General features: G+C 50.4%; 30 protein-coding genes. 12 read left to right on the top strand and 18 right to left on the bottom strand.

What is annotated here, in order from left to right; all coding sequences use genetic code 11:
* Positions 1–88: 88 nt before the first annotated feature.
* Genes astD through ABNT34_RS12050 form a run of 3 tightly spaced genes read right to left on the bottom strand, consistent with a single transcriptional unit; the run spans position 89 to position 3,866 of the window.
* Complete coding sequence (gene astD, locus ABNT34_RS12060; RefSeq protein WP_348731945.1) at positions 89–1,576, bottom strand: succinylglutamate-semialdehyde dehydrogenase; 1,488 nt, start codon at positions 1,574–1,576, stop codon at positions 89–91.
* Positions 1,573–2,601: an arginine N-succinyltransferase gene (gene astA, locus ABNT34_RS12055; protein WP_348731944.1), complete on the bottom strand. Its 1,029-nt coding sequence runs from the start codon at positions 2,599–2,601 to the stop codon at positions 1,573–1,575. The genes astD and astA overlap by 4 nt, the downstream gene beginning before the upstream one ends.
* Positions 2,602–2,654: 53 nt before the next feature.
* Complete coding sequence (locus ABNT34_RS12050; RefSeq protein ID WP_348731942.1) at positions 2,655–3,866, bottom strand: aspartate aminotransferase family protein; 1,212 nt, start codon at positions 3,864–3,866, stop codon at positions 2,655–2,657.
* Between the two features lie 203 nt (positions 3,867–4,069).
* Here ABNT34_RS12050 and ABNT34_RS12045 point away from each other — a divergent pair, with 203 nt between their 5' ends.
* From ABNT34_RS12045 to ABNT34_RS12025, 5 genes are all read left to right on the top strand, one after another.
* On the top strand, positions 4,070–4,498 hold the full coding sequence (locus ABNT34_RS12045; RefSeq protein WP_031564449.1) for an Lrp/AsnC family transcriptional regulator: 429 nt from the start codon (positions 4,070–4,072) through the stop codon (positions 4,496–4,498).
* A gap of 159 nt (positions 4,499–4,657) precedes the next feature.
* Positions 4,658–6,349 (top strand): NAD-dependent malic enzyme, encoded by a 1,692-nt coding sequence (locus ABNT34_RS12040; RefSeq protein WP_348731940.1) that lies wholly within the window; start codon positions 4,658–4,660, stop codon positions 6,347–6,349.
* A gap of 132 nt (positions 6,350–6,481) precedes the next feature.
* On the top strand, positions 6,482–7,114 hold the full coding sequence (locus tag ABNT34_RS12035) for a hypothetical protein (protein WP_348731938.1): 633 nt from the start codon (positions 6,482–6,484) through the stop codon (positions 7,112–7,114).
* 102 nt (positions 7,115–7,216) lie between these two features.
* Positions 7,217–7,708: a DUF1543 domain-containing protein gene (locus tag ABNT34_RS12030; RefSeq protein ID WP_348731936.1), complete on the top strand. Its 492-nt coding sequence runs from the start codon at positions 7,217–7,219 to the stop codon at positions 7,706–7,708.
* Between the two features lie 113 nt (positions 7,709–7,821).
* Positions 7,822–9,912, top strand: a complete 2,091-nt coding sequence (locus ABNT34_RS12025) for a TonB-dependent copper receptor (RefSeq protein WP_348731934.1) — start codon at positions 7,822–7,824, stop codon at positions 9,910–9,912.
* Positions 9,913–10,093: 181 nt separating this feature from the next.
* Here the strand turns inward: ABNT34_RS12025 and ABNT34_RS12020 are convergent, their stop codons facing one another.
* From ABNT34_RS12020 to ABNT34_RS11955, 14 genes are all read right to left on the bottom strand, one after another.
* Positions 10,094–10,807, bottom strand: coding sequence for a nucleotidyl transferase AbiEii/AbiGii toxin family protein (locus ABNT34_RS12020; protein ID WP_348731932.1), 714 nt, complete (start codon positions 10,805–10,807; stop codon positions 10,094–10,096).
* Positions 10,800–11,012 carry a hypothetical protein gene (locus ABNT34_RS12015; protein ID WP_348731930.1) on the bottom strand — a complete coding sequence of 71 codons (213 nt, stop codon included), beginning with the start codon at positions 11,010–11,012 and terminating at the stop codon, positions 10,800–10,802. The genes ABNT34_RS12020 and ABNT34_RS12015 overlap by 8 nt, the downstream gene beginning before the upstream one ends.
* 230 nt (positions 11,013–11,242) lie before the next feature.
* A complete protein-coding gene (locus tag ABNT34_RS12010) occupies positions 11,243–11,698 on the bottom strand; it encodes a hypothetical protein (protein ID WP_348731928.1) in 456 nt (151 codons plus the stop codon).
* A gap of 205 nt (positions 11,699–11,903) precedes the next feature.
* Positions 11,904–12,218: a hypothetical protein gene (locus ABNT34_RS12005; RefSeq protein ID WP_348731926.1), complete on the bottom strand. Its 315-nt coding sequence runs from the start codon at positions 12,216–12,218 to the stop codon at positions 11,904–11,906.
* A 367-nt stretch (positions 12,219–12,585) separates the two neighbouring features.
* Positions 12,586–13,767, bottom strand: coding sequence for a zonular occludens toxin domain-containing protein (locus ABNT34_RS12000; RefSeq protein ID WP_348731924.1), 1,182 nt, complete (start codon positions 13,765–13,767; stop codon positions 12,586–12,588).
* Positions 13,764–14,120: a DUF2523 family protein gene (locus ABNT34_RS11995; protein WP_348731922.1), complete on the bottom strand. Its 357-nt coding sequence runs from the start codon at positions 14,118–14,120 to the stop codon at positions 13,764–13,766. Before ABNT34_RS11995 ends, ABNT34_RS12000 begins: the two co-directional genes overlap by 4 nt.
* 3 nt (positions 14,121–14,123) lie before the next feature.
* Positions 14,124–15,755, bottom strand: coding sequence for a hypothetical protein (locus ABNT34_RS11990; RefSeq protein ID WP_348731920.1), 1,632 nt, complete (start codon positions 15,753–15,755; stop codon positions 14,124–14,126).
* Positions 15,756–15,893: 138 nt separating this feature from the next.
* Positions 15,894–16,028 carry a hypothetical protein gene (locus tag ABNT34_RS11985; RefSeq protein ID WP_348731918.1) on the bottom strand — a complete coding sequence of 45 codons (135 nt, stop codon included), beginning with the start codon at positions 16,026–16,028 and terminating at the stop codon, positions 15,894–15,896.
* Between the two features lie 20 nt (positions 16,029–16,048).
* Positions 16,049–16,261, bottom strand: a complete 213-nt coding sequence (locus ABNT34_RS11980) for a hypothetical protein (protein WP_348731916.1) — start codon at positions 16,259–16,261, stop codon at positions 16,049–16,051.
* A 16-nt stretch (positions 16,262–16,277) separates the two neighbouring features.
* The gene (locus tag ABNT34_RS11975) at positions 16,278–16,565 is read right to left on the bottom strand and encodes a hypothetical protein (protein ID WP_348731914.1); all 288 of its coding nucleotides are present in this window, start codon (positions 16,563–16,565) and stop codon (positions 16,278–16,280) included.
* The gene (locus tag ABNT34_RS11970; RefSeq protein ID WP_348731912.1) at positions 16,565–16,963 is read right to left on the bottom strand and encodes a hypothetical protein; all 399 of its coding nucleotides are present in this window, start codon (positions 16,961–16,963) and stop codon (positions 16,565–16,567) included. Before ABNT34_RS11970 ends, ABNT34_RS11975 begins: the two co-directional genes overlap by 1 nt.
* Before the next feature lie 11 nt (positions 16,964–16,974).
* Positions 16,975–18,261, bottom strand: coding sequence for a phage/plasmid replication protein, II/X family (locus ABNT34_RS11965; protein ID WP_348731910.1), 1,287 nt, complete (start codon positions 18,259–18,261; stop codon positions 16,975–16,977).
* Positions 18,258–19,187 (bottom strand): DNA cytosine methyltransferase, encoded by a 930-nt coding sequence (locus ABNT34_RS11960; protein ID WP_348731908.1) that lies wholly within the window; start codon positions 19,185–19,187, stop codon positions 18,258–18,260. The genes ABNT34_RS11965 and ABNT34_RS11960 overlap by 4 nt, the downstream gene beginning before the upstream one ends.
* A complete protein-coding gene (locus ABNT34_RS11955) occupies positions 19,187–19,552 on the bottom strand; it encodes a hypothetical protein (RefSeq protein ID WP_348731906.1) in 366 nt (121 codons plus the stop codon). The genes ABNT34_RS11960 and ABNT34_RS11955 overlap by 1 nt, the downstream gene beginning before the upstream one ends.
* 134 nt (positions 19,553–19,686) lie before the next feature.
* Between ABNT34_RS11955 and ABNT34_RS11950 the strand changes: the two genes are divergently transcribed.
* Positions 19,687–20,034: a hypothetical protein gene (locus ABNT34_RS11950; RefSeq protein WP_348731904.1), complete on the top strand. Its 348-nt coding sequence runs from the start codon at positions 19,687–19,689 to the stop codon at positions 20,032–20,034.
* A 131-nt stretch (positions 20,035–20,165) separates the two neighbouring features.
* Here the strand turns inward: ABNT34_RS11950 and ABNT34_RS11945 are convergent, their stop codons facing one another.
* Positions 20,166–20,474 carry a hypothetical protein gene (locus tag ABNT34_RS11945; RefSeq protein WP_348731903.1) on the bottom strand — a complete coding sequence of 103 codons (309 nt, stop codon included), beginning with the start codon at positions 20,472–20,474 and terminating at the stop codon, positions 20,166–20,168.
* A gap of 243 nt (positions 20,475–20,717) precedes the next feature.
* Here ABNT34_RS11945 and ABNT34_RS11940 point away from each other — a divergent pair, with 243 nt between their 5' ends.
* From ABNT34_RS11940 to ABNT34_RS11915, 6 genes are read left to right on the top strand one after another with little or no spacing between them, the layout of a single operon-like run.
* Positions 20,718–21,008: a hypothetical protein gene (locus ABNT34_RS11940; RefSeq protein ID WP_348731901.1), complete on the top strand. Its 291-nt coding sequence runs from the start codon at positions 20,718–20,720 to the stop codon at positions 21,006–21,008.
* Positions 21,005–21,241 (top strand): hypothetical protein, encoded by a 237-nt coding sequence (locus ABNT34_RS11935; RefSeq protein WP_348731899.1) that lies wholly within the window; start codon positions 21,005–21,007, stop codon positions 21,239–21,241. Before ABNT34_RS11940 ends, ABNT34_RS11935 begins: the two co-directional genes overlap by 4 nt.
* Complete coding sequence (locus tag ABNT34_RS11930; RefSeq protein WP_348731897.1) at positions 21,238–21,531, top strand: hypothetical protein; 294 nt, start codon at positions 21,238–21,240, stop codon at positions 21,529–21,531. Before ABNT34_RS11935 ends, ABNT34_RS11930 begins: the two co-directional genes overlap by 4 nt.
* On the top strand, positions 21,524–22,591 hold the full coding sequence (locus ABNT34_RS11925; RefSeq protein ID WP_348731895.1) for a DNA sulfur modification protein DndB: 1,068 nt from the start codon (positions 21,524–21,526) through the stop codon (positions 22,589–22,591). The genes ABNT34_RS11930 and ABNT34_RS11925 overlap by 8 nt, the downstream gene beginning before the upstream one ends.
* Before the next feature lie 10 nt (positions 22,592–22,601).
* Positions 22,602–23,420 carry a Dam family site-specific DNA-(adenine-N6)-methyltransferase gene (locus ABNT34_RS11920; RefSeq protein WP_348731893.1) on the top strand — a complete coding sequence of 273 codons (819 nt, stop codon included), beginning with the start codon at positions 22,602–22,604 and terminating at the stop codon, positions 23,418–23,420.
* A complete protein-coding gene (locus tag ABNT34_RS11915; protein ID WP_348731891.1) occupies positions 23,417–23,737 on the top strand; it encodes a hypothetical protein in 321 nt (106 codons plus the stop codon). The genes ABNT34_RS11920 and ABNT34_RS11915 overlap by 4 nt, the downstream gene beginning before the upstream one ends.
* Positions 23,738–23,834 lie beyond the last annotated feature (97 nt).

Below are 23,834 nucleotides of genomic sequence, written 5' to 3'. Positions count from 1 at the left end.
TATTTACTGCTAAGGCCGCAGATTTTAAAGCGCTGCGGCCGGAACTACTTTGATCTTGCTAAAACTTTTTTACTTTAAGCGGCCGGGCTCAGAGACTGAGGCCCGGGCTTAATGTTGCCGGCAGACTGACTTTGTCCGCTTCGACCGACGCCACCGGGTAAGCGCAATAATCGGCCGCATAATAAGCGCTGGCGCGATGATTACCACTGGCACCGATGCCACCAAAAGGCGCACTGCTGGACGCACCGGTGATAGGTTTGTTCCAGTTGACGATACCGGCGCGAATGCGGCTGAAAAACAGCTCATAATCGCTGGCATTATCCGCCAGCAAGCCGGCCGATAAACCAAAGCTGGTGTTATTGGCTTCATCGATGGCTTTTTGCAGTTCGGTGTAACGGTACACTTTCAGCAGCGGGCCAAAATGCTCTTCATCCGGCAGGGCTTTGGCGTGTGTCACATCGATAATACCTGGCGTGACAAAACCCAAAGCCGGGTCAAGCTGGGTCAGCCGCACCAAAGAAACACCACCTAAAGCTTCAATCTCCGCCTGCGCTTTCACCATGCCAGCAGCCGCTTTGCTGCTAATCATCGAGGCGTAAAACGGCTGCACTTCGGCAAAAGGTGCACCGACAGCTAACTGCTTAGTTGCAGTCACTAAAGCGTTCAGAATGGCATCGCCATTGGCGGATTGTTCGATGAACAAACGGCGCGCACAGGTACAGCGCTGACCGCTGGTGATAAAAGCCGACTGGATAATGTCATGTACTGCGGCTTTGACATCAGCCACGTCTTTGACAATCAACGGGTTATTGCCGCCCATTTCCAGCGCCAGAATTTTGCCCGGATGACCGGCAAATTGTTTGTGCAGCAAATGCCCGGTGTTCGAGCTGCCGGTGAAAAACAAACCGTCGATACCCGCTAAATTGGCAATGGCTTTACCGGTAGCCACTTCGCCTTGCAGCAAATTCAGCACGCCGGCCGGCAAACCGGCGGCTTGCCACAGTTCCAGCGTATGCTGTGCAACCAAAGGCGTTAATTCCGATGGCTTAAACAACACGGTATTACCGGCGATCAGCGCCGGCACTATGTGGCCATTCGGTAAATGCCCAGGGAAGTTGTAAGGGCCAAACACAGCCACTACACCGTGCGGTTTATGCCGGATAAAAGCACGCGCGCCCGGCATCGGGTTTTCTACAGTGCCGGTGCGTTCCTGATGGGCTTTAACTGAAATGGCGATTTTGCCAATCATTGCCGCGACCTCAGTGCGGCTTTCCCACAAAGATTTACCGGTATCAAGCGCAATAGTGCGCGCTAAGGCTTCAGTGTTGGTTTTGAGCTGTTCGGCAAAAGCTTCAGCAATCGCAATACGTTCAGCAAGTGGACGCGCCGACCAGCTGTAAAATGCGCTGCGCGCCGCCTGATAAGCCTGTTGCACTTGTGCTTCATCTGCGGCCTGGCCTTGCCAAATCATCTGATTCGTCGCCGGGTCCATTGACTGAAACAAGCTGCCAGCACCGGCCTGCCACTCACCGTTGATCAGCTGCAAGCCCTGAATAACTTTTGTTGCCTGGCTCATTTTGCCCCCCGATCCAGATTTAAATAACGCACTTCATCGCCGGCATTGACTTGCAACCCATCGGCGATCGCCTGAGTGATAATCAACACATCGCCGTCAACTTGCGCCTGATTGCTGATAGTTGCACGAAAACCAGCCACCTGCGGATTAGAAATCGCCAGCGTCGGGCCTTCGACCGGCACGCCAATAGCGACTTTAATCCGGTGACTGCTGCGCACCGATTTGATTTGCTTCAGCTGCGCTTCAACGGTCGGGCCGGCATCAAACAAATCAACATAACCACGATGGATAAAACCTTCGTTCTCGAGAAGTTTCAGCGCTGGTGCTGTGTTGACATGCACCTGACCAATCACGTCCTGTGCTGATTTTGGCAGTAAGGACACATAAATCGGATGGCGTGGCATCAAATCAGCGATAAAACCTTTGTTGCCAATGCCAATCATATGGTCGGCAGTCGGGAAGTCGATGCTGAAAAAATACGACTGCAGCCATTGCCAGAACGGCGGCAGCGCGTTTTCATCAGCCATCCCACGCATCTCGGCAATGACGATTTTCGAGAAACGTTTTGGATGTTCCGCCATAAACATAAAACGGACTTTCGATAAAAACCGGCCGTACATGCCACTGCGGTAAGGTTCACGCAAAAACAGCGTACAAATCTCTGACACGCCGGTGTAGTCGTTACACATGGTCAGCACTTCAACCGGGTTATAAACGTTCAGCTCGTTGCTGTGATGCACCACAGTGCTTTTGTGGAAATGGTACAGAGGCGTGGTGAGGCCAACTGAGGCTTCAATGCCGGAGGTGCCTAAAATCTCACCGGTTTCGGTGTCTTCCAGCACAAACAAATAACCCTGATTGCCGGGCTGCTCGGTGTCGATACCAAAGCTGTGCTCTGAGTGGGCGATTTTTTGTTTTAGTTTTTGCTCGTTGACCGGCAACGAGGTGAAACCGGCACCGGATTCGATGGCGATTTGCATCAGCGCCGGATAATCGGCTTGGGTGATAGGGCGGATCAATAACATGTTTAAATCCTGGCAAAGGCCGGCGCCTGGTGCCGGCTTGTCAAAGTCATAGATCAGCCGCGTGCTGCGACCAGCTTGGCAATGGCCGCTTCAAAACGCGCCATACCGTCCAGAATGTCCTGCTCCGGGATCACCAGTGACGGCGCAAAACGCACCACGTTGTAACCAGCCATCAGTACCAGCAGACCTTGTTCAGCAGCCGCCAGCATAAAATCACGCGATTTACCGGCCCACTCAGTATTGAGCGCGGCACCAATCAACAGGCCCTGACCGCGCACTTCACTGAACACCTGATATTTGGCATTAATCGCGTGCAGCGCATCTTTAAACAGCTTCTCGCGGGTTTTCACGCCGTTTAATACTTCCGGCGTGTTGACGGTGTCATAAGCGGCCAGTGCCACAGCACAAGCCAGCGGGTTGCCGCCATAAGTACTGCCGTGAGTGCCAACGACTAAATGTTTGGCAATCTCGGTGGTGGTCAGCATGGCGCCAATCGGGAAGCCACCGCCCAAAGCTTTGGCGGTGGTTAACACGTCTGGCGTGACACCAAGGCCCATATAAGCGTACAGCTCGCCGGTACGGCCGACGCCGCTTTGCACTTCATCAAATACCAGCAGCGCATTATGCTGGTCACACAGCTCACGCACGCCCTGGATAAATTCTTTGCTTGGGCTGATGATGCCGCCTTCGCCTTGCAGGGGTTCTAACACCACAGCGCAGGTACGGTCGGAGATCAGCGCTTTGAGGCTGTCTAAATTATTGTATTCGGCGTGATCGATGTCGGCTGGTTTTGGCCCGAAACCGTCAGAATAAGCCGGTTGACCGCCGACAGTGACTGTGAACAGCGTGCGGCCGTGGAAGCCCATTTTAAAGGCGATGATTTGCGATTTTTCGGCACCGAATTTATTCAGCGCGACGCGGCGTACCAGTTTCAGCGCAGCTTCGTTGGCTTCAGCGCCAGAGTTGGCGAAATAAACTTTTTCCGCGAACGTGGTGTCGACCAGACGCTGTGCTAACGCCAGCGCCGGTTCGTTGGTCATGGTATTGGACAAATGCCACAGTTTGTTGGCTTGGTCAGTCAGTGCTTTGACTAGCACTGGATGGCAGTGGCCCAGACAGTTGACGGCGATACCGCCGGCAAAATCGATAAACTCGCGATCCTGCTGATCCCATAAGCGGGAACCAAGGCCACGTACCGGAATAATCGGTGACGGGGCGTAGTTCGGGACCATAACTTCATCAAACAGGGCGCGGGTTAATTGCATTGCGAATTCCTCGTGAGTGGTGTCGCCGTCTATAGCGGCTTTTTGAAGCCCTGGTGTTGTTCTGCAATTGCCATTTAACAAAGAGGCATGCGTCATTCCAGGACGGAATGCCTTTATTATATTGGGCAGGGCAGTCAAACTGCAGTATCATAATCAGCAAATATATGATTTGTTTTGCCATATTGACGGAGCGTTTTGACAAAATGCTAAGCAAAGAAGATGAAAGACTGTTGGCGCTGCTGCGCACCAACGCCCGGGCCAGTGTATCGGATCTGGCTCGGCTGCTAGATTTATCCCGTTCTACAGTGCAGACGCGTATCGCGCGACTGGAGCAAACCGGTGTGATCCGTGGTTATGTGCTCGACTACGGCGACAGCTATACCAAATCTTTAGTGTCAGCGCATGTGTCGATTAAAGTGAAACAAAAGCTGACGGTCAAAACCAATAACGAGCTGAAACAAATCCCGCAAATCGCCGAGCTTTATGCCATCAGCGGTGAATATGACCTGATTGCAGTGGTGCAGGCGCAAAGCACTGAGCAGCTCAGTCATTTACTTGATCAGATTGGTGATCTGGACGGCGTGGAACGGACTAATTCTTCGGTGATCCTCGAAACCAAATTTAAACGATAAAGTCGTAGCAACAGTAGCTGTGGTGAGGCAACGACAAAATGCGCTCAGCCACCGGTAGCCGTAAATGTCCGACCAGTTGTCTGAAATTTTACTACAGGGTCTGAACAGCGGTAGAATCCGCCCACTTTTCGCCAGATGGCCGCTATTTCCGGGAATATTATGAGTCAAGCAGATAACACCCCTTTGTACACCCACTATGCCGGCCCGGCACTGCTGGAAACGCCGTTGCTGAATAAGGGCAGTGCATTTAGCCGCGAAGAGCGCGCCGCATTTAACTTAACCGGCCTGTTGCCACCGCGCTATGAAACCATCGAAGAGCAGGCCGCCCGTGCTTATATGCAGTATTCGTCGTTTGAAGAGCCAATCAACAAACACATCTATCTGCGTGTAGTGCAGGACAATAATGAAACTTTATTTCACCGCCTGCTGCAAAACCATCTCGAAGAAATGCTGCCTATTATCTACACGCCAACGGTTGGCGATGCCTGTGAGCGTTTTTCTGATATTTACCGCAGCGCCCGTGGTTTGTTTATTTCTTACAGCGACCGCGACCAGTTAGACGATGTGCTGCGTAGCGCCACCAAGAAAAAGGTCAAAGTCATTGTCGTCACTGACGGCGAACGTGTACTGGGCCTCGGTGACCAGGGTATTGGTGGTATGGGCATTTCGATTGGTAAGTTGTCGCTGTATACCGCCTGTGGCGGCATCAGCCCGGCGTATACCTTGCCGGTGTGCCTCGATGTGGGCACCAACAACGAAAAACTGCTGAACGACCCGTTTTATATGGGTAACCGTCACCGTCGTATCAGCGGCGACGACTACTATGAGTTCGTCGACAAGTTTATCAAAGCGGTGAAGCGCCGCTGGCCGGAAGCCATGGTGCAGTTTGAAGATTTCGCCCAGCCAAATGCCATGCCGCTGCTGAAACGTTACCGTGACCAGATCTGTTGTTTTAACGACGACATTCAGGGCACTGCGGCCGTCACTGTTGGTACTTTACTGGCAGCTTGTCGTTCTAAAGGCATGAAACTGTCTGATCAAAAAGTAGTGTTTGTCGGCGCAGGTTCTGCCGGTTGTGGTATTGCCGAGCAAGTGATCAGCCAGATGGTCAGCGAAGGCATCGATGATGCGACGGCGCGCGGCCAGGTGTTTATGGTTGACCGCCATGGCTTGCTGACCGAAGGCATGGAAGATTTACGCGACTTCCAGCAAGCGCTAGTGCAAACCAAAGCCGCCATCAGCCACTGGTCTTTCAGCGGCGATTACGCCTCGCTGCGGGACGTGATGAACTGTGCAAAACCGGACATTTTGATAGGTGTCTCAGGCGTTGCCGGGCTGTTCACTGAAGCGGTGGTGAAAGCGATGAAAAAACACTGTGCTTTACCAATCATTATGCCGCTCAGTAACCCCATCAAACAGATTGAAGCCCGCCCGGAAAAAATCATTGAATGGACTGATGGCGAAGTCATTATTGCGACCGGCAGCCCGTTTAAGCCGATTGAATATAAAGGTAAAACTTATCCGGTGGCGCAGTGTAACAACAGTTATATCTTCCCTGGTATCGGTCTTGGCGTGCTGGCTTGTAAAGCCCGCCATATCAGTGACGAGATGCTGCGGGTCGCCAGTGAGACGCTGGCTGCAGCGTCGCCACTGGCCAATACAGGCGAGGGCGGTATTCTGCCACCGTTGACGCAATTATCTGAGTTATCAAAAGAAATTGCCTTTGCCGTGGCGAAAATGGCGATGGCGCAAGGCCATGCCTTAGAAATGGATGACGAGCGTTTGCTGCGCAAAATCAACAGCAATTTCTGGAAACCAGAATACCGGCTGTATAAACGCGTCAGCAGCTGACAGACCAGATCCGGCGAAATACCCTGGAGTATTTCGCCGGAAATTTTCTGTTTTTCTGCATTTCCGCCCAACTATTTGCAACGGCACTACGACCAACAGGCATCAACATTTTGTGAAGAGCCCGAGGTCAACATGCAAGCTAAGATTCAACGCCAAATCCCAACCCATCATTTTCATCGTTTCACCTTCGCTATTTTACTACTGGGCAGTTGCAGCCTGGTGCTTGCCTCACAGCAGGCCACAGCCGAGCAAGCCATAACCCAACAAACAGTGGCAACCGGACACAAATTACAGGTGCTGAAAGACTGCAAACTGCAGTCCGAACGCGACCTGACGCCGGCAGAAATCAGCGCCTGGCAAGACTTAAAAAAAGCCGAACTGAAAATGGATCAGCTGCAAATCCCGCTGGACCAAATGAGCAAAGCGCTGCAGCCACATCAGGATAAAATGGAGCAACTGAGCGCAGAGCTGGAGCAACAAACCAAAAGTCACCGCATACCGGACGACGAACTGCTGGAGCAAACCCGCATGACGGCCGAGCGCATCGAAGATATTACCGACAGCTATCAGGGCGATATCGACGCCATCAGCAGCTATGGTGACCACATCGGCCAGGTCGCCAAAGTGTTTGAACAACAAGTCACGGCACAACTGCCCACCGGCAGTTATGATCAGCTACGGGTGGTCACGCCGGGCGACAAAACCGCCGCCGATTGCAACAGCGGCATGTTTTTCAGCAAATCGCTGCGGTTTAACAAAAGCTAAACTCCAGACCCGACAATAGAAAATATCTGGTATGGACAACTGTTGACGGGCGGCCAGTTTTCTTTATGCTTGGCCGCACACAAACAGCGCAGGGACATCCGGATGTTATTTATTGTGATGCTGGGTGGCAAACACCCGGCCGCCAAAATTGAAGTACATGACGTGGTATTTGCCTTTGGCCAGCAGCTCAGCGATTGTTATGACCAGCTCAGACAACAGTGGTTTGGCGCAGCCAAAGGCCTGCATATCGACTCCTGGTGGCAGGTGCAGGGCGTCGATGGTTATCAGCTGCATTTTAGCGATGTGGCACCCAAAGCCGGCGAGCCACGCCTCTATTTTATAAATCTCGGCGGTTATTTACCCGGCAGTTTTGGCGAAGATCATCAGTATTTACTGGTGGTCGCGCACGATCCGGTTGAAGCCAAGCAGCTTGGTAAACAGCGCATGCCTCAGCAGTGGGATAAACCACACACGGACAATCTGTATGACGTCGACGATTGTATCGCAATTGATGCAGTTGAAGGTCGTTTTGTCCATCTGGTGCCCGGCGCTTATGCAGAAGCACAACAGGGCAACGACTACATTCTGCTTTAAATCACAGGTACCACGCCTTGTAAGGCCTGCTGCGACAATTTGCCGCATAGGGCCAGCAGGAACTTTTCCGTAAAATCAGGCACATGCATTACTAATCTATGAAGGTGTGTGCCGTGACCATTCAACATCCATTTCTCGTTTCATATCAGTTATCCCGTCTGACGCTGGCGCTTAGCCTGTTCTGCCTGCCGGTTTGTGTTCTGGCGAGTACAGTGGCAGATGCCGATGCAGCTGCTGATAAAGCCGAAAAAGACATCGAACGGGTCCAGATCACAGGCGTGGTGCTGAACGGGCCCGGTCAGCTGGTGATGGACCCGAAAGCGCCGCGCCAGCCATTGCCGGCGCACGACGGTGCGGATTACCTGAAAACTATCCCGGGTTTTTCCGTCACCCGCAAAGGCGGCGCTGACGGCGATGCAGTGTTCCGCGGTGTGGCTGGTTCGCGGCTTGGTATTCTGGTGGACGGCGAGAATATCTTAGGCGGCTGCAACGCCAGAATGGATGCGCCAACAGCGTATATCTACCCGGAATTGCATGATTCAATGACGGTGATAAAAGGCCCGCAATCAGTGACACATGGAGCAGGGCATTCTGCCGCAGTGATTCTGTTTGAGCGCAACGTCGCGCCTTTTACACAAGCCGGATTTCGTACTCACAGCAGCCTGACCAGCGCCAGTTTTGGCCGCCATGATGAACTGGCTGATTTGCAGTTCGGTCAACAAAATGGCTATGTGTTACTCAGTGGCAGTAACTCAGCTGCAGATGACTATCAGGACGGCGATGGCAACAATATCCACTCCCGGTATCAGCGTTACAGCGGCAATATCGCAGTCGGCTGGACACCGGATGTCGATACCAAAGTCGAGCTGTCCGGTGCCCGCAGTGACGGCGAAGCCGCTTATGCCGACCGCGGCATGGATGGCACCCTTTTCAGGCGTGATAGCGTGAATTTACGTATTGAAAAATCCAACATTACCCCTTGGCTTGAGCAACTGAAACTCCACTGGTTCGATAACGAAGTCGACCATTTGATGGACGACCAGCAACTACGCAAACCCGGTATGATGGGCTATGCCAATTTATTTCGTGATACCAAAGGCGGGCGCCTCAGTGCAGTCTTTACACCGTCAATGAACTACAAAGTGACGCTGGGCGCAGACCAACAGGACAGTGGGCATAGTTCACGCTCGGCTCCCGCGTCTGGTATTTACAGTGCTTTACTGGATGATGCCGAGATCTCTCAGGTCGGCGTATTCGCAGAATGGCGTTATCAGCTGGCGCAATTTGATACCGTCGTGGCCGGCTATCGGCTGGACCAATGGCAGGCCACAGACCAGAGGCTCAAAATCGCCGGCATGATGAGCTCGATGCCAAACCCAACGGCGGGACAACAGCGCGACGACGACCTGCACAGCGGTTTCGCCCGTTATGAACATCAATTCAGTAGCATTCCAGCCAGCTGGTACATTGGCGTTGGCAGCACAGCACGTTTCCCGGATTATTGGGAATTGATTGCCAAAGAGGGCATCAAATCGAAAAGTGCATTTGCCGACATTGCGTCGGAACAAACCACGCAGCTGGACCTGGGTTATCTGTTTAAAGATGCCGACACCGAGTGGTCAGCTTCGGCGTTTTACAATGAGATCAGTGATTACATTCTGGTTGATTACAGCAACATAATGAAATCAAATGGTTTTGTCAGGAACATCGACGCCAGCAGCTACGGCGCTGAATTTGGCGTACAGCAAAAATTTTCCCACCATTGGCAAGCTGACGCGACGCTGGCATACACCCGCGGCGATAACAACAGCGATGGCACTGCATTACCACAGATTTCGCCGCTGGAAATCAAACTAGGCCTGAGCTACGCTAGGGATAACTGGTCGGTGGGTTCATTAGTCCGCATCGTTGACGCACAGAGCAACTTCGACCGGAACAAAGGGAACATTGTAGGCAAAGATTTAGGTGCAACACCAGGTTTCGCCGTGCTTTCCCTGAATAGCAGCTGGCGGCCGGTACCAAGCTTATTGTTGACCGCCGGCGTCGACAATTTACTCGACCGTACTTATGCCGAATTTGTCAGCCGCGCCGCCGGCAATGGCATGGGGGGCGGCATCCCAGGTTATGTCCAGACCTTACGCGTCAATGAACCTGGCCGAACCGCCTGGCTAAAAGCACAGTGGAACTGGGATGGGCAATTCTGATACATCAACACCAAAGATGCGACTGAAAATTTCACCATACTCAACAGGCACCTAATCAAGCCAACGCGCGCTACAACATTGCGATAGCACGCGTTAAATACAACGGTAAGATTTATGGGAGCAATGTCACAGTGGGCGCGAAGCATCTGCTTCCGCACAATCCGATTTAACATAATGGATCTTAGTGGCCCCATTGAGGGAGCCACTGGATCAATTGAGGACAAACATCCTGTAAGAGTTCAGTTATAAGTCCTTGAGAAATAGATAATGAAGCCATAGTCTGATGATACTTTTGGGGTTCAGTTCTTACGTGCTCTAACGCAAATAATAAATCTCGTTTAACAACATCACCGTAATGTGACTCTGCACGCTGAATTGAGGTGAGAGGAATATGACGTAAATGCCTAAAAAGCATCAATATATCCACTATATCTTTATATGGATAAGCGCGACAGCGGTCCGAATTAGCAAGCAGCTTTGTGTAAAAGCACGTATCCAAATCGAAATACGGGATAGGGAATAATTGACCAACATCCGGTACCAATGAATACGAATCGCAGCTGAGAATTTCAAGTTTGATATCCGAACCTTGGTGCTTCAAAAAACACACCACCTTATCTCTATCAAATCTTATCTCACGGAGATAAGTGAAATCTTGCAAAACTAACTGGCCAAGAGAATTGCTTAAAACCGTATTTCGCACAGCTCGATAGGACTCTTTGTCTGGACAAAACAAGTCTACGTCTATTGATTCACGAAATTCATCAAACTGGAGCGCAATTCTCGTGCCGCCTCCAAACATAATTCTGTTCTGTATGAAAAAAGTTGCATCAAAACACTCTAAAACTGAATGTATAGCTTGATGTTGACTAAGACGATAAACAGGATTAGACATTTAGTGGAGCAAAAATACCGTTCCCAAACAAACGTGCTAGCTTAGCGATAAGCTTACGTTCTGGTTGAGTTAGGTTTTGTTGTTCAACATAGCCCCAACGACGCTCATAGATCTCGAAAGCATCTTTAGGCTGAATTTTATCAGCTTTAATATCCCAAAGAATCTTGTTCAACTCGGGGTAATTATCCCTTGCTATAACAGGCATAGACACCTCTTAGGGGACATGAAAAGGAATTAGCAAATGCTAACTTGCTAATTATTGGTAACCGCAGGCTGTGTGTCAACCATTGTTTATAAGTTACGCCGTAAAAGGTGCTATAAGTTGCAAATTCTGGACTTTTACAACTTATAGCAAATGAAAATTCTGAAAGTTGCACAAACGCTCAACTAAAGCCTCATAAAGAGCGATAAAGCGGTAAATGTCACAAAAAATACTCAATTGTCGCTAAAAAGCTCGCTTACCAGCCTATTGAGATAATCTGCTGTATGAATGACCATTTTAATTTTGGTGCCAGATCTGAGTTCTTCCAGCTGCTGGCGACACTTAACAAGTTGAAGGCGAGTCTGCTCTGTTGTCCATTTGCGACGATTCATGAAAGCCATATCAGATGGCATGCAATTACCCCAAGGCGTCATGACCATGCCGTCTTCTCTGATGCGGCATTCTTTCCAGTTGGTGTTGTAGGGCAAATAGCCCTTGCAGTGAACCTGTAGATACCTATGCGCGGTCGGGTGAGGGCGTTCATCGTGCCAGCGCTGACACTCAGCCACCGGTACGCCAAAGAATTCTGCTGCCCGTTCATGCCTGCCATCGCCAAAACCGAAAGCGTCGTAATAAAGCTCTCTAAAATCCACGAGTTTTTCAGGTCTGATTTTCCGATTTTTTTCCATTTTTAAGTGCGTCCTGTACTGCTTTGGAAGTGGAATCCTGTACCGGAACTGGGTAACTGTGCAAATCTTAGAGAATTATTGAAATAGTTTATACAAAACAGACATTTAGAGCGAGTTTGGTGTTTCGTAGATGTCCGGAGTAGTCCGGAAGTCCGGACTCAGTTCGAGTGTAACAGAACTCGAACTGGGGAGCAGAGAGGTGAATCTAAGGATTAGGGTTGTAAGCCCAGTCTTCACCATGTACGGACTTACATGCCAATTCCATTTGTTGCAGATAGGGCGTCTTAGGATTATCACGGTATAACGTCTGCCATGAAGTACAGAGCGCCTCTCTTGGGCTTTCACCGGGTTTTAACGGGTGAGCCACACGCACTGACGCCGGTTTTGCAGCTTGAGGAAGCAGATTCTGAATGGCAGCTTTTGTGCCTGCTAGGGATAGGGCTATCGTCGCAAAATTTGACGCAATGTTGGCAAAAAATACCGCAAAGAAAATTACAAAAAACCATTTCAGCATATTCATAAAAAGTCCTTTTTTTAATGTTTGAAGCCACTGTATTGGTGATGAAGCAGGATTGCAATTCCGAGCGGAATACAGGGTAGCTTTACGGGGTGAAAAACGGGGTGCGGTGTAACGCTATGTTACAAGAGTCCACTATTACTATAGTGGACGCAGGTCCAAAATTCGGGCTGCGCGGCTTCGCCTGAGCCCTCATAAAAAAGCCCCTTTCGGGGCTGGTTTGGCAGAGGGAAGGGCTTTGCCCTTCGGCGGCCGGTAAACCGGCCTTGAGTTACCGCTTCGCTACCATCAGGGGCTTCGCCCCTAATAACCCCAGACCGCCTGCCGGTTTACTGGGGAACCCCTCCCGCTGGCGCGGGTCCCTCCCCAGTTAACCGGCTGTTTCTTCTTTGGCGGTCTTGGTGAATTGCACCTCCTGAGTCGGTGCATCGCAGAAAATCCAGTCCTGATAAACGTCGTTGTATTTAATTTCCAGCATACAGTCATTCAGCAGGGTCCATTGGTACCCAGCGAGCGCCAAATCTGCGGCGGTGATCTCTTTCAGCATCTGGCCGTTTCGGCTAACCGCGACATAAATCGTTTTCTGGTACCGGCTGTGCCGGGTCCAGTCCTCAGCGGTTGCTGTCAGGTGCATCTGCAAACCATCCAAGGGATGTTTTTTGGGCTGTGGGCCTTCTTCGGCTTTTACCGATGGTTTGGCTTGCGCTACAGGTGCGACTGGCTGCGCCTGTTGTTGCTGTTGAACAGCCGGAGCCGGTGCAGGCTTGTTGAGGGTGTTTTTCGCCAAAATGTCAGCTTTGCGCTGCTTCGATTCTTCAATCTGGCTAGACAGGAGGGCCAGCAGGGCCACCAAAGCGATTAGGAGGGCCGCAGCCATGCCGAAGAACTTATTTTGCCACCACGGCTTCACATCAACGGTTTTTGCTTCTGTAACAGAGCCAACGCTTTTAGTGTGCGACTGATACGCAGCAAAATACTTCGGTTCGTATTCGCGCTCATGGGTGGCAACGATGTTGCGACTGACACCATCAGCAACTTTGCAGATGTATTTGTCATCCTGTCCGAGAAAGGATTTTTTGATGGTGTAATAGCAGTTTTGGATCATGTCGACCACATCCCGATCGACTTTGCGGAAATTCTGCGAAAGCAACAGAATGTCATGTCCATAGTGCCGGTGCATTGATAGGTATTCTTTCAGTTCCTGTTGCGTCGAAACCCTATCTTCCCCAGCGCCGGCTGTGCGCGGCATACACAAGTGGCATTCATCCACGACAAAGAAAACGCCTTGGTTTTCTTCATTGCGCCAATCCTGATACCGCAAAAAATGCTCAGCATCAGAGAAATAGCGCTTGCCGCCGTAGTTATGAAAACCGCCTTCAATCTGCACGATTAAATCCCGGCAGTGCTCACCAACCACCGAGCAGAACCAATCGACGTTCAGCGGGATATTGGTCACAACTTTACGTTGTTTCAGTAAGGCCGGCATGATGTGCCGGATGACTGCCTCATAGCTTTTGCCGCTGCCAGGGCGGCCGGACAATCCGTTAATCATGAGCCTAACCTCACAATAGGAATGAGCTGCATCAGCAGCCGGGTAGAACCGGCGAGCATGACCATGCCGACAGCGCCACCAAGACCGGTGTTGGCAAAGACGGTTTGCACTTCTGGCGGCATGCCGGTGATGTACTGAGACAAGTCAATCAGCTGAAGCACACTGGCAAAGCCATTGAGGATGACCAAGCCAAGGTCCATAAACAAATCGACGATGAGGAGCAAAAAGTCTTTGAGCATGTCCCACAGGGTTAAAATAAAGCTCTGAAACTGGACGGCTAACCAATCCAGCGTATCAATGTCTGTGGGTTCAGGGCCGGTATTGACCGGCGTTTCTGGGGTAGTTTCTTCCATTGTTTACGCTCCGATTAACATGCGACGGCACAGGATGGCTGCACCAAACAGGATGCAGGCCCGGATAAAGGCCCAAATGGCCGGTGAAATTTCTAAGGTATGGCAACCGTAATCAGCAAAGCCAAACGGCAGGCAGATTTGCCACTGGGTCGCGCCGCCGCCTGAATCGGTGATGCCGTCGCCGGTCATCGCCTGATATGCGTCAGAGGACATAAAGCTGGCTTTTTTATTGGCAAACAGAGTTTGCAAACCGTCCGGGTACTTCGAATTCCACCACGATTTCGGCGCGCCGGTGTCGAAGTCATCGCAGTTATCTTTGGCAGGGTCGCAAGGGGGCGGTGTGCAGTTCGGGTCGGTGGCCGGGTCACATTCACCGTTGCCGGATAAGGCGTCCTTAATGTCGCCTAACAGACCGATTTGGGTCTGATTGTCTGCCAATGCGCCTTCGGTGTTTTCTTCGATTTGTTGCAGTATCTGATTGCCGGTATCAACTGAGTTTTCAAGATTGCCGATGCCGGTGCTGACCACAGCAAGGCGACTTTCAACGCCTTTTTGCACATCTTTAAAGTCGCCTTTGACCATATCGGCCATTGGTTTTTCTGGGTTGTCGATGGAGTCATCGACTTGCGGCAATGGCTTGTCATCGTCGGTGCGCTTTGGCGGTACCGTATCGTTTTTATCCTGACAAAAGAAATCACCATTGATATAGCCACAACCAGATTCACATTGCTGGACGCCGTTAATCGTCACGCATTTTTCGGCAGGGTCCTGCTGGCACATCTTGAGATTGTTTTTTGTGACCCAGCATTTTGGGGGTTCAGGGGGCGGAACGTCTTGCTCGTTGTCAGCACAGGCAGCGCCAGTAAACGTACCGACTTGCGGGTACCATTTTTTCATATCGCCACCCAGCGGGGTTTGTATCCAGCTTTTAGCAATCACTTTGCAGTTCCCGCATTGCTGCTGGCCACCGGCGTCAGTGCCGCATTTAGTCACACAGGATGGATTTGTATATCCGGGGGTGTTGGTAATAAATGAGTCTTGGCCGGTTGCCGCAATGCCTGAAAGCTTTGAGCAATCAAGTGGAGGTAATGGCTTAAAACAGACTTTGGTTTGTGAATTCGGTAAAAAGCCAAGCACGATATAATCTTTTCGTTTGGCGTCTTCAATTGGATTTCCTGTTAACTCTGGAGGGCAAGAGCTTTCCAATATCCATTCAACAACGGAGCTACCAACACTGGCGCCGACAGTGCCACCGGAATTTTGGCAACTTCTGGCACCTGTTGCGGCGTTTGTATACATATAACGTGGTTGATAGTCGAAGCCACCTGTAAAAACGCTAACAACAAGGGCGGGACACTCAGCGTTTTTATTGATGTGTGCCATGTATTCACCCTGATACTTTTTTGTTGCTGCAACAGTGCAGTCATAACCATTCTTTTTTCCGTCGATTTGAAACTTAGGAAAATTAGGGTCGTTTGTAGGCAGGGCAGGATTAAAGCCAGTGCAAACAGTCTTATCAACTTTGCCGGGTGGATAATTGCCGGCGTTAAAATCGATACCGCCAATCTGGGCAGCTTTAAGGTTTACAGAAAGAAAAAGCCCCGCAATAAGCAGGGCCTTGAGTAGTGTTTTCATGGTTCAGGTCCTGAACATCAGAGTGGCAACGATAAAGCCGCACAAAGCCCCGATGAGTGCGACCAGCGTATAAATCAGCGCGACAATTAATCCGGCCATAGAGGTTGGGGCCTTTGCATTTGCATTGGCCCCGTCCGATTACGCTTTGTTGATAGCGCGTTTGGCCAATGAAATACCTTTCATTGCCAGAGCAATACCAACAATCAGAACGCCAGCGGCAACAACAGCAGTAGTTACAGCAGACAGGTCGATAGCAGCAAAAATATCAGCCATTTTTATTTCTCCAGTTAAAGTTACAGGTCTTTTGAGCGCTCTAAATAGTCTTGATAGGCTTCTTCGTCGGCTTCACGAGCGGATGAATAAACCCCAACTCTTTGGATCACTCGGTTTGCAATGTCGACGCCGCGATATACCAAGGCGATGCCGACGATTAAAACGCCGATGGCAATCATTGCAGTGGTAGCTACTTGCAAACCTGAAGCAATCAATGCCAATAAGTCGTTCATACACCCCCCAAAGGCGTCAGATTTTGTTAACCAATTTCCGGGCGACGCCAACAGAGAAAGCGAGGCCGGAGAACGTCACAACGACGCCAAAGCCCCACATAAAAGCCTCAGTGACTTCTGAGGCGGTTATTTCCACGGAGGACAAATAAGCGCTGTATTCGGCTGCTGGGATTAACCAGTAACCGGTACAGTTGGCAGCAGTGTCCGCTGTGAAAATAAAGGTGCCGTCCTGCTGGGGTAACGCGCATTGCGCGTGACTGGCAGTGGAGATGCACAAAAGCAGCAGGGCGGCGAAACGGTTCATTAAAATGGTTCCTTCTTCGGCCCGCCTGGCAATGGCTTGTTGTTTGTCAGCGCTAAAAACGTTTTGTATTCGCTGGCGAGGGTCAAAGTGACACCGCGCATCATGTCGCCTTCGCGGCCTTTCATTTCCCAGTCACGTTCATTGATAGGCAGCAAAATTTCCAAATCGAGGTAGTCGGCGAAATCGTTCAGAGCACCTTTTTCAATCAGGAACTGCGGAACCCGCACTTTTTCGATAACCGTTGATTTCTGTTCAAGGCCGAGCACTTCTTTGATTTGCTCGGTCTGTAACAACAGCACCATCACCGGGTTGTTTTTTTGGTCCGTTTTGTTGCCGTCCTGACGAAGGCCACGGAACAGACCACCGAGGTACTTGCCGTTAAATTTGATTGGTTGCATGGGTTATCTTCCTAAGATGCGAGTTTAAGTAAGGGGTTACGCTGCTTAATTTGCTCACGTAACGGCAGAGGCTCCACCCAATTGGCCGGCAATTGGGCAGAGAAATCGATATTGATTAACCGGATAAGCGGAACCACGTTGTTATGCTGACCGGTCATATTTTGAAGCTGAGCTTTACTGATGCCGATGGCCGACAGGTCACGGGTATAGCGGGACCATTTCATGCGGTTATTCAGGCGATACGCCTTGTCATAACCGAGGCTTTCAATCTGGCAATAGAACGCGAACAGGCTTTCAGCTTTGGAAAAGCTCGGGTTACCTTTCGGTGTTACGGTCATGTAATTGGCTTTCAGTGCTTCAAGTACAGTGTTGTGATCAGTCAGTTTCATGGATGCGCCCTCAAAGGTAGCGAAAACATCCTTCCAGCTATCGCGCCAGAGGTCAGTCATTAGGTTTGGGTTGCCGATGGCAAGGTTGATGAATGAAAACAGGTTGGTGTTAATGCCCCGGTCTTTTAACCAGCGGCCGAATAGTCGGGATTCAAAACGGATAGCGCCCATCGCCATCTGCTGCACAACAGGGTGCTGAATGGCTGACAGTTGCCGATTCAGACCTTCTGTAATAATTGCATCGCCTTTGTTCTGGCGCAGTCGTTTGGTCAGTTCACGGATTTGGTTCTGCAGCTCAGGGAATTTCATATAAGCCTTGAGCTGCTTACGCCGGGACGATTTGCCATTGCGACCTGAGGCTTTCCCCCAAGTCACAGTGGTCAAATGGTCATCGGTTGAACGGTTTTTGGTTTGGCCGCTTTTGACGTTTTTCAGCATGTTAATCACCTGAACCGCGTTGTTATCGTTCATCACGCGGGCGGTGTAAGTCACATCGAAATAATCAATTGAGGTGGTTGGCCAGTCGAGATAACCGGCCAGTTCCGGCATGGCCAGCATGAAAGCTTCGAGGACAGCGAAAAAGCACAAATCAGCATTGTCAGAGCCAAATACGTTGTGACCCTGTAAGACCTTGGCGGGACAGCCGCAGATGCGGATATACGGGAATTTGTGAAAATCCGAGCCATCAACGATACAGAACGCAATCGAGGCAAAGCTCGAAGGGATTGATTCGTAATGGTGAACAAGGCGGCTCACTTGGGTATTGCCGTCTTCATCAAAATCAATTTGGCCAGTCAGGCGAACACCGAGGCGCTTTAATACTTCAGGGTCCAGTTTGAATTCGTCATCAGTCAGCTTGATGGCAAATTCATCCTTGAAAAACACTGAGAAGGCGCCGAAGTCAATCATGCCGCCACCTTTGCGCGTGATGCGCGTTTTCTACAGGCGGGATTGTGATACTTGGCTTTGCCAACGACGACGCGGCCGCAGCCACATAAACAGACCCGGGCAGTCACAGCTTTATCGCCTGGACGAGTCACAAGGTTTTGCACTCGATGCGTCACAGGGGAATTCACCTGGTCAGTCACATCTGACTGCGGCCGGCGAGTCACGCCGTAGATATGGAAGTTAATCAGGTCTGCCAAGACCTGACCCAGCACCAATGGAACGCCATTGCCAACCGCACGTTTTTTGCCTTCGACGTTAAAAGACGGTAAATCGAAATCTTCGGGTAATCCCTGACAATATTTGAGCTGTTCAAATGACCGGTCATCGGATGCAGTCGCACAGCCGTTCTGAGCAGAGCGGCCGGGATAATAGGGCGGATTGAGCAAAATGCCGGAGCGGGAGCCAAACTGGAAATGACGCAAGCGGCTGGTATCTGAAAACCACGCCTGATTGAGTTCAAAGCGCTGACGGGAATAGCCATCAACGAGCATATCCGGTACGCGGCTGACGTTTTCTAGCAGCCACCAATCCGGCTCAGCTTCTTTAACGATGCGGTTGTAGTGATACAGCATTTCCAAGCCGTAGCCAGTTGGTTCCTGACGACGAAGGCCAGAGAATTCCTGACAAGGCGAGCCGCCGATAATCCCGGCGAAAACACCAGACGGCACATGAAAATCGCGTACATCCTGACCGAGCAGCAAATCAGGGCCACGAACAACACAAAAACCAAGTGCTTCAAACGGCTTTGAAAACAGGTCAATACCGGGGAATAAAGACAAAATCAGCCGGTTTGACGGAACTGGCTTCGGAGCCAGGCGAGTCACAGTTTCAAGACTGAAATCTGCCGGCGCAGTCACAGTTGATTCACCTGGTGAGTCACGGAACATCAGTTATCCACCGATTCTGTGGATAAAGCCGGGATAGAAATCGCTGCAAATTCGGTGATATGCAGTTCAGCGCCGATGTAATCACAGGCCAAATCAAACGCACCTTGGGGTTCTGCGAATACGCCGTGACAAATGACAGAATCGTTATCACCACCAGAGAACAGGACTACAGCGCCGGTTTCGAGATCACGCAGCAGGAAGCCAAACGGGTCAGAAATGATGTCGCTTTCATCGCCTGGCACATCGAGGCAGTCATACAGAAACGCGATTTCTGACGGAGATACAGCAAGGGAGAAATGCGGGAAGAACTTTTCGAGTTGCTTGAGGGCTTCGGTTTTTTCGTAGTGAGTGACTAACGCGTTCATAGCAGATCCATTTACTCCAAAACTGGAGTGATTGTGATCCTGACTTTTTGATTAGTCAACTTCATTTTTGGAGTAATTTTGAAACCTGCGGCTGAGCAGGTAGAATCTATAGAGTTTTTGCAGGGGACAACCTAATGAATTACAGCGGTTATCTAATCGACGAATACAAGAAACTTGATGGCGGAAAATCTGACAAAGTTATCGCTTCTGAATTGCCAGCAATGACTGTTGGTAACGTTAGCCAGATTAGAACTGGATTACGGCACCTGACGCCAGAACAAGCAATGACTATCGCTGAGCGCTGCAAAATGGACATTGGGGAAGTTCTTGTTCGGTTGGATATGGAAAAGGCAAAGTCACCGGCAGTAAGAGCAGAGTTTGAAAAAGTACTAAAGAGATTAGCGGGAGCCTTTGCGGCCATCGTTCTGACGATGAGCCTAACTCTGACACCAAGTCCGAGTGAAGCGAGCGCTTCCGCATAATACGATTTAACATAATATACACTATAATTGCTATTGCGGATAAAATAGCAATATATAACAGCAACTTAGAGCGGAAAGGGCGTTCCTGAAATGTCTATTTTGACCGACACAAAAACGCCACAAAAAACCACTTAAGCCACCATTTTAGTCAGCACTTGAACGTCCATTTTCCCTGATCGCTTCACTTCTTCCCAGAAAATTACCAGTGAACTATTGCCACGCTTCATTTCGCGTTCAATGTGCGCGTCAGCCAGCACAGCCAAAGGGTTTAGGTCGAGTAGGTAGGAAATTTTGATAGCCATATCATCATCCATGCTTACAGGCTTTGACCTGTATTGGCTAACCCGAGCAGGGCTTTCACCAAGTTTTTTAGCAAGCTGATAATCAGACCCTAGAGAATACGCGGCCTTCACCGCATCGAGATAATCGACAGTTTTCATTTATGTTCCCCAAGAACAATTTTAACGATTGAATTCTAGGCGACTACCCAATGCCCTACAACTATACAATCGGCATTGAAGGTTCAATGCGCATTGCATACCATTTCTCCGCGTTCGACGTTCCCCAAGAACACAGCAGCGCAAATCCCTACGGGGGCCATCTTACTTCTCCGGTTTGATGGTCCCCAACCGCTGTAGGGGCGGGATGTAGGGCGGTAAATCAAACAAAAGGAGTATCCATACATGGATATATATACAGTAGTTCCCGAAACTGAACCCAATCTGACTGAGCAACTGGCGCTTTTAGAATCCATGGCCGCCAATGCCACCAAAGACCCTGTTGCATTTCGCAGCATCAAAGCAGACATCGCCTGGCTGAAAGAATCCGCAAAACGCGCCGTGGTCAACCCACAGCAAGCCGCGTTGAACGCCGCAAACCTCGACAAAATCAAAGCCAGCCTGGTCAAGCCAAAAGCACCCGCCACTGCACGGCCCATCTACGCAAACCGACTGATGGGGCTGCCGCAATTATGAAATCACAACAAAACTTTGCAGCCGTTGCGCTGCTGTGGACCCAAGATTTATTGCTGATCCAAGCCAAGTTTATGCCAAAGGAACATCAGCAAGAGTGGCTCAGAGCCGCTAAAAAGCCAATTTCCATGCTGCATTACGCCAGCCTACCTGCGCGGGAAGTGGCAACCAGAATTGGCAACGCCCGCATTGAGCGTTTTATCAGAAACAGCCAAGGACGGAGACTGCCAGCATGATTTCAGGATTACCCATTACCGGCCGTCAGGCCATTGAACAATTCGGCATGGAAAAACTGCATGGCGCGAAATGCGTTGCAGTCAGCGTCCTGTACGGCGACGGTTCTATGCAAATGGTGTTTGGCGAAATCGTAGATCCGGTTGATTGCGCGATAGACGAACCGGATGATTCAGTGTTTTTCGTTGAATACTTCTCAGCTGATGACTGGTATGTCACCGGCATTGCCGCTGATGAACAAGTTGTTTTGCTGAATATGGTTGCTGAAGTTGCCGAGGTGAATCATGGATAACATGCGCTTTGGTTTCCCAGCCGCCCGAGGCCAGCAAGGCGGCCGCACATTTTACACAGCCTGCATTCCGTTCGGCATGCTGGCACGTCTGCTGGCCATTGATACCGGCAACGTGTTGGACCGCAGCCAACGAGCTGTTGATCCTAAACGAGCAAAGGCAATCAGCCAGTACATTCTGGACAACATTGATAGTTTTGTTCTGCCAGCGCTGACTGGTGTGGTTGAAGATGAAACGTTGATCTTCAACAGCGCCGATGAAAAGTCGCCTGTTGGTGAGTTGAGTTTGTCAATGGATGCCGTGATCAAGTTGTTCGACGGCCAGCACCGGGCAACCGGCATCATGGCCGCGCTCAAAGAGCAATACCCAGCCCTGAAATCTCAGCAAGTTAACGTCCAGCTGTTCGTCAATATGACACTGGCCGACCGGCAGCAGGCATTTAGCGATATCAACGCAAATGCTAAAGCCGTCAGCACCAGCCTGAACATGGTTTATGACAAGCGCAATGATGCTGTTTTAGCTATCGCTGATCAGATTAATAAAGTCACCGCATGGGAAGGCCGCATCGACCACGAAAACAACGTGGCAAAAGCCCATGGCTGCCTGTTCTCTTTCCGTCACGCCGTTCAAGCCAGCCGATTAGTGCTGGGATTAAGTGCTAAGCAATCGCCGGACGAGTTCAGCGTGAACGATATCAGCAACTGGTGGAACATCGTTACACGGGTAGTTGGCTGGGACATCGCCGATCGCATCGCAGAAACAAAAGACGATAAGAAGTGCATCGAAATACGCGAAGCCGCGGCCAACAGCCTGGCATTTACCGCAGCTGGTTTGATGACACTGGGGCGGGTTTTCCACCTGCTGAAATGCAAATACGGGCTTCGGATTGATTTTTACAAAGTTGAGCGCGCATTGAAAGGCATCGACTGGAACAAATCAGCCGAGATGTGGCGCGGCAACCTCATAGATGAAAGCGGCAACATGAAGTCAGGCACTGCTGGGCAAATAGCCGCAGCAGAACTGATTGTTGAAGTTATCGCTTCTTTTCTTGAATGCATGTGAGGGCTGGATCATGAATAGACCATTCCTCAAATGGGCCGGCGGCAAGTCAAAATTAGCCGCCCGCATCAGCGAAGTACTGCCAAAAGCCAGTTGTCTGGTCGAGCCGTTTGTAGGCGCTGGCAGCATCTTTTTGAATACCGACTTTGATCATTACGTGCTGTGCGATATCAATCCGGACCTGATTAATACATTCAACCAGCTGAAACAGCATCCATCGTTATTTATCGCCGATGCACGGGAGCTGTTTGTACCGGCCAATAACAATGATGCCATGTTCCGGCAGTTAAAAGCCAAGTTTAACAGCACGTCTGACAAGTACGAAAAAGCACTGCTGTTTGTCTATCTGAACCGGTTCTGCTTCAACGGCCTGTGCCGTTACAACAAGTCGGGCGAATTCAATGTGGCGTTTGGTAAGTACAAAGACCCGTACTTTCCAGCCGAAGAAATGGTCGCTTTTGCCAGCAAGTTAGAGCGCGCCGAGCTGCATTGCCGGGGCTTTGATATCACCTTCAAACACATTCCAGCAGACAGCGTTGTGTATTGCGATCCGCCATACATGCCGGCCAGTGAAACCGCAAACTTTACTGCTTATTCAGCGGAAGGCTTTGGCATTGTTCACCAACGTTATCTGATGCACTTAGCCAAAACCTGCGCTGTTCCTGTGATCATTTCAAACGCCGACACGGCGCAAAGCCGGGCGTTATACACCGGCGCAGAACTGCATTTTTTCGACGTTCAGCGCAGCATTTCATGCAGAACTGACAACAGAGAAAAAGCGCAGGAGCTGTTAGCGGTTTACAACAAAGAACAGCAGGAGCGGGCGGCATGAGTATTGAGAGCCTTGAAACGAACCTTGTAACAAACAAAGTGCTTTCGCTGGTTGCCGCTGAAATTAGCTACCAGAACTGCAAATGGGGCCAACAGCATATCCGGCAGCAGTCGGTTGAAGGGCATTTACTGGTTCTGCAATCGGAAGTTCAAGAAGCAATCGACGGCTGGATGAAAAACAGCACCGGTCGAAACTCGGTTGAGTCGGAAATAACGCAAGTTGCAGCAGTAGCGATTCAGGCGCTGATCAATATTGAACTGGCCAAACTGAGCCAGATGCAAAAAGAAGAACCTTACGACGAGGACATTCCGCAATGAACCGGAACCACGCAGCGGTAAAAAGGCCGGGGCCGAATATGACCCGGGCTTTTGTCACTGTGCTGGTTCTGACTGTTTGCGCTTATTTTTCAGTTTT

Source organism: Rheinheimera texasensis, assembly GCF_964031785.1.
GTDB classification, from domain to species: Bacteria; Pseudomonadota; Gammaproteobacteria; order Enterobacterales; family Alteromonadaceae; genus Pararheinheimera; species Pararheinheimera texasensis_A.
This window is presented reverse-complemented; position numbering and strand designations above follow the sequence as displayed.

Bases quoted from the DNA above. Each gene is read 5' to 3' on its own strand.
- astD (WP_348731945.1), bottom strand. From the start codon at position 1,576: ATGAGCCAGGCAACAAAAGTTATTCAGGGCTTGCAGCTGATCAACGGT.
- astA (WP_348731944.1), bottom strand. From the start codon at position 2,601: ATGTTATTGATCCGCCCTATCACCCAAGCCGATTATCCGGCGCTGATG.
- ABNT34_RS12050 (WP_348731942.1), bottom strand. From the start codon at position 3,866: ATGCAATTAACCCGCGCCCTGTTTGATGAAGTTATGGTCCCGAACTAC.
- ABNT34_RS12045 (WP_031564449.1), top strand. From the start codon at position 4,070: ATGCTAAGCAAAGAAGATGAAAGACTGTTGGCGCTGCTGCGCACCAAC.
- ABNT34_RS12040 (WP_348731940.1), top strand. From the start codon at position 4,658: ATGAGTCAAGCAGATAACACCCCTTTGTACACCCACTATGCCGGCCCG.
- ABNT34_RS12035 (WP_348731938.1), top strand. From the start codon at position 6,482: ATGCAAGCTAAGATTCAACGCCAAATCCCAACCCATCATTTTCATCGT.
- ABNT34_RS12030 (WP_348731936.1), top strand. From the start codon at position 7,217: ATGTTATTTATTGTGATGCTGGGTGGCAAACACCCGGCCGCCAAAATT.
- ABNT34_RS12020 (WP_348731932.1), bottom strand. From the start codon at position 10,807: ATGTCTAATCCTGTTTATCGTCTTAGTCAACATCAAGCTATACATTCA.
- ABNT34_RS12015 (WP_348731930.1), bottom strand. From the start codon at position 11,012: ATGCCTGTTATAGCAAGGGATAATTACCCCGAGTTGAACAAGATTCTT.
- ABNT34_RS12010 (WP_348731928.1), bottom strand. From the start codon at position 11,698: ATGGAAAAAAATCGGAAAATCAGACCTGAAAAACTCGTGGATTTTAGA.
- ABNT34_RS12005 (WP_348731926.1), bottom strand. From the start codon at position 12,218: ATGAATATGCTGAAATGGTTTTTTGTAATTTTCTTTGCGGTATTTTTT.
- ABNT34_RS12000 (WP_348731924.1), bottom strand. From the start codon at position 13,767: ATGATTAACGGATTGTCCGGCCGCCCTGGCAGCGGCAAAAGCTATGAG.
- ABNT34_RS11995 (WP_348731922.1), bottom strand. From the start codon at position 14,120: ATGGAAGAAACTACCCCAGAAACGCCGGTCAATACCGGCCCTGAACCC.
- ABNT34_RS11990 (WP_348731920.1), bottom strand. From the start codon at position 15,755: ATGAAAACACTACTCAAGGCCCTGCTTATTGCGGGGCTTTTTCTTTCT.
- ABNT34_RS11985 (WP_348731918.1), bottom strand. From the start codon at position 16,028: ATGGCTGATATTTTTGCTGCTATCGACCTGTCTGCTGTAACTACTGCT.
- ABNT34_RS11980 (WP_348731916.1), bottom strand. From the start codon at position 16,261: ATGAACGACTTATTGGCATTGATTGCTTCAGGTTTGCAAGTAGCTACC.
- ABNT34_RS11975 (WP_348731914.1), bottom strand. From the start codon at position 16,565: ATGAACCGTTTCGCCGCCCTGCTGCTTTTGTGCATCTCCACTGCCAGT.
- ABNT34_RS11970 (WP_348731912.1), bottom strand. From the start codon at position 16,963: ATGCAACCAATCAAATTTAACGGCAAGTACCTCGGTGGTCTGTTCCGT.
- ABNT34_RS11965 (WP_348731910.1), bottom strand. From the start codon at position 18,261: ATGATTGACTTCGGCGCCTTCTCAGTGTTTTTCAAGGATGAATTTGCC.
- ABNT34_RS11960 (WP_348731908.1), bottom strand. From the start codon at position 19,187: ATGTTCCGTGACTCACCAGGTGAATCAACTGTGACTGCGCCGGCAGAT.
- ABNT34_RS11955 (WP_348731906.1), bottom strand. From the start codon at position 19,552: ATGAACGCGTTAGTCACTCACTACGAAAAAACCGAAGCCCTCAAGCAA.
- ABNT34_RS11950 (WP_348731904.1), top strand. From the start codon at position 19,687: ATGAATTACAGCGGTTATCTAATCGACGAATACAAGAAACTTGATGGC.
- ABNT34_RS11945 (WP_348731903.1), bottom strand. From the start codon at position 20,474: ATGAAAACTGTCGATTATCTCGATGCGGTGAAGGCCGCGTATTCTCTA.
- ABNT34_RS11940 (WP_348731901.1), top strand. From the start codon at position 20,718: ATGGATATATATACAGTAGTTCCCGAAACTGAACCCAATCTGACTGAG.
- ABNT34_RS11935 (WP_348731899.1), top strand. From the start codon at position 21,005: ATGAAATCACAACAAAACTTTGCAGCCGTTGCGCTGCTGTGGACCCAA.
- ABNT34_RS11930 (WP_348731897.1), top strand. From the start codon at position 21,238: ATGATTTCAGGATTACCCATTACCGGCCGTCAGGCCATTGAACAATTC.
- ABNT34_RS11925 (WP_348731895.1), top strand. From the start codon at position 21,524: ATGGATAACATGCGCTTTGGTTTCCCAGCCGCCCGAGGCCAGCAAGGC.
- ABNT34_RS11920 (WP_348731893.1), top strand. From the start codon at position 22,602: ATGAATAGACCATTCCTCAAATGGGCCGGCGGCAAGTCAAAATTAGCC.
- ABNT34_RS11915 (WP_348731891.1), top strand. From the start codon at position 23,417: ATGAGTATTGAGAGCCTTGAAACGAACCTTGTAACAAACAAAGTGCTT.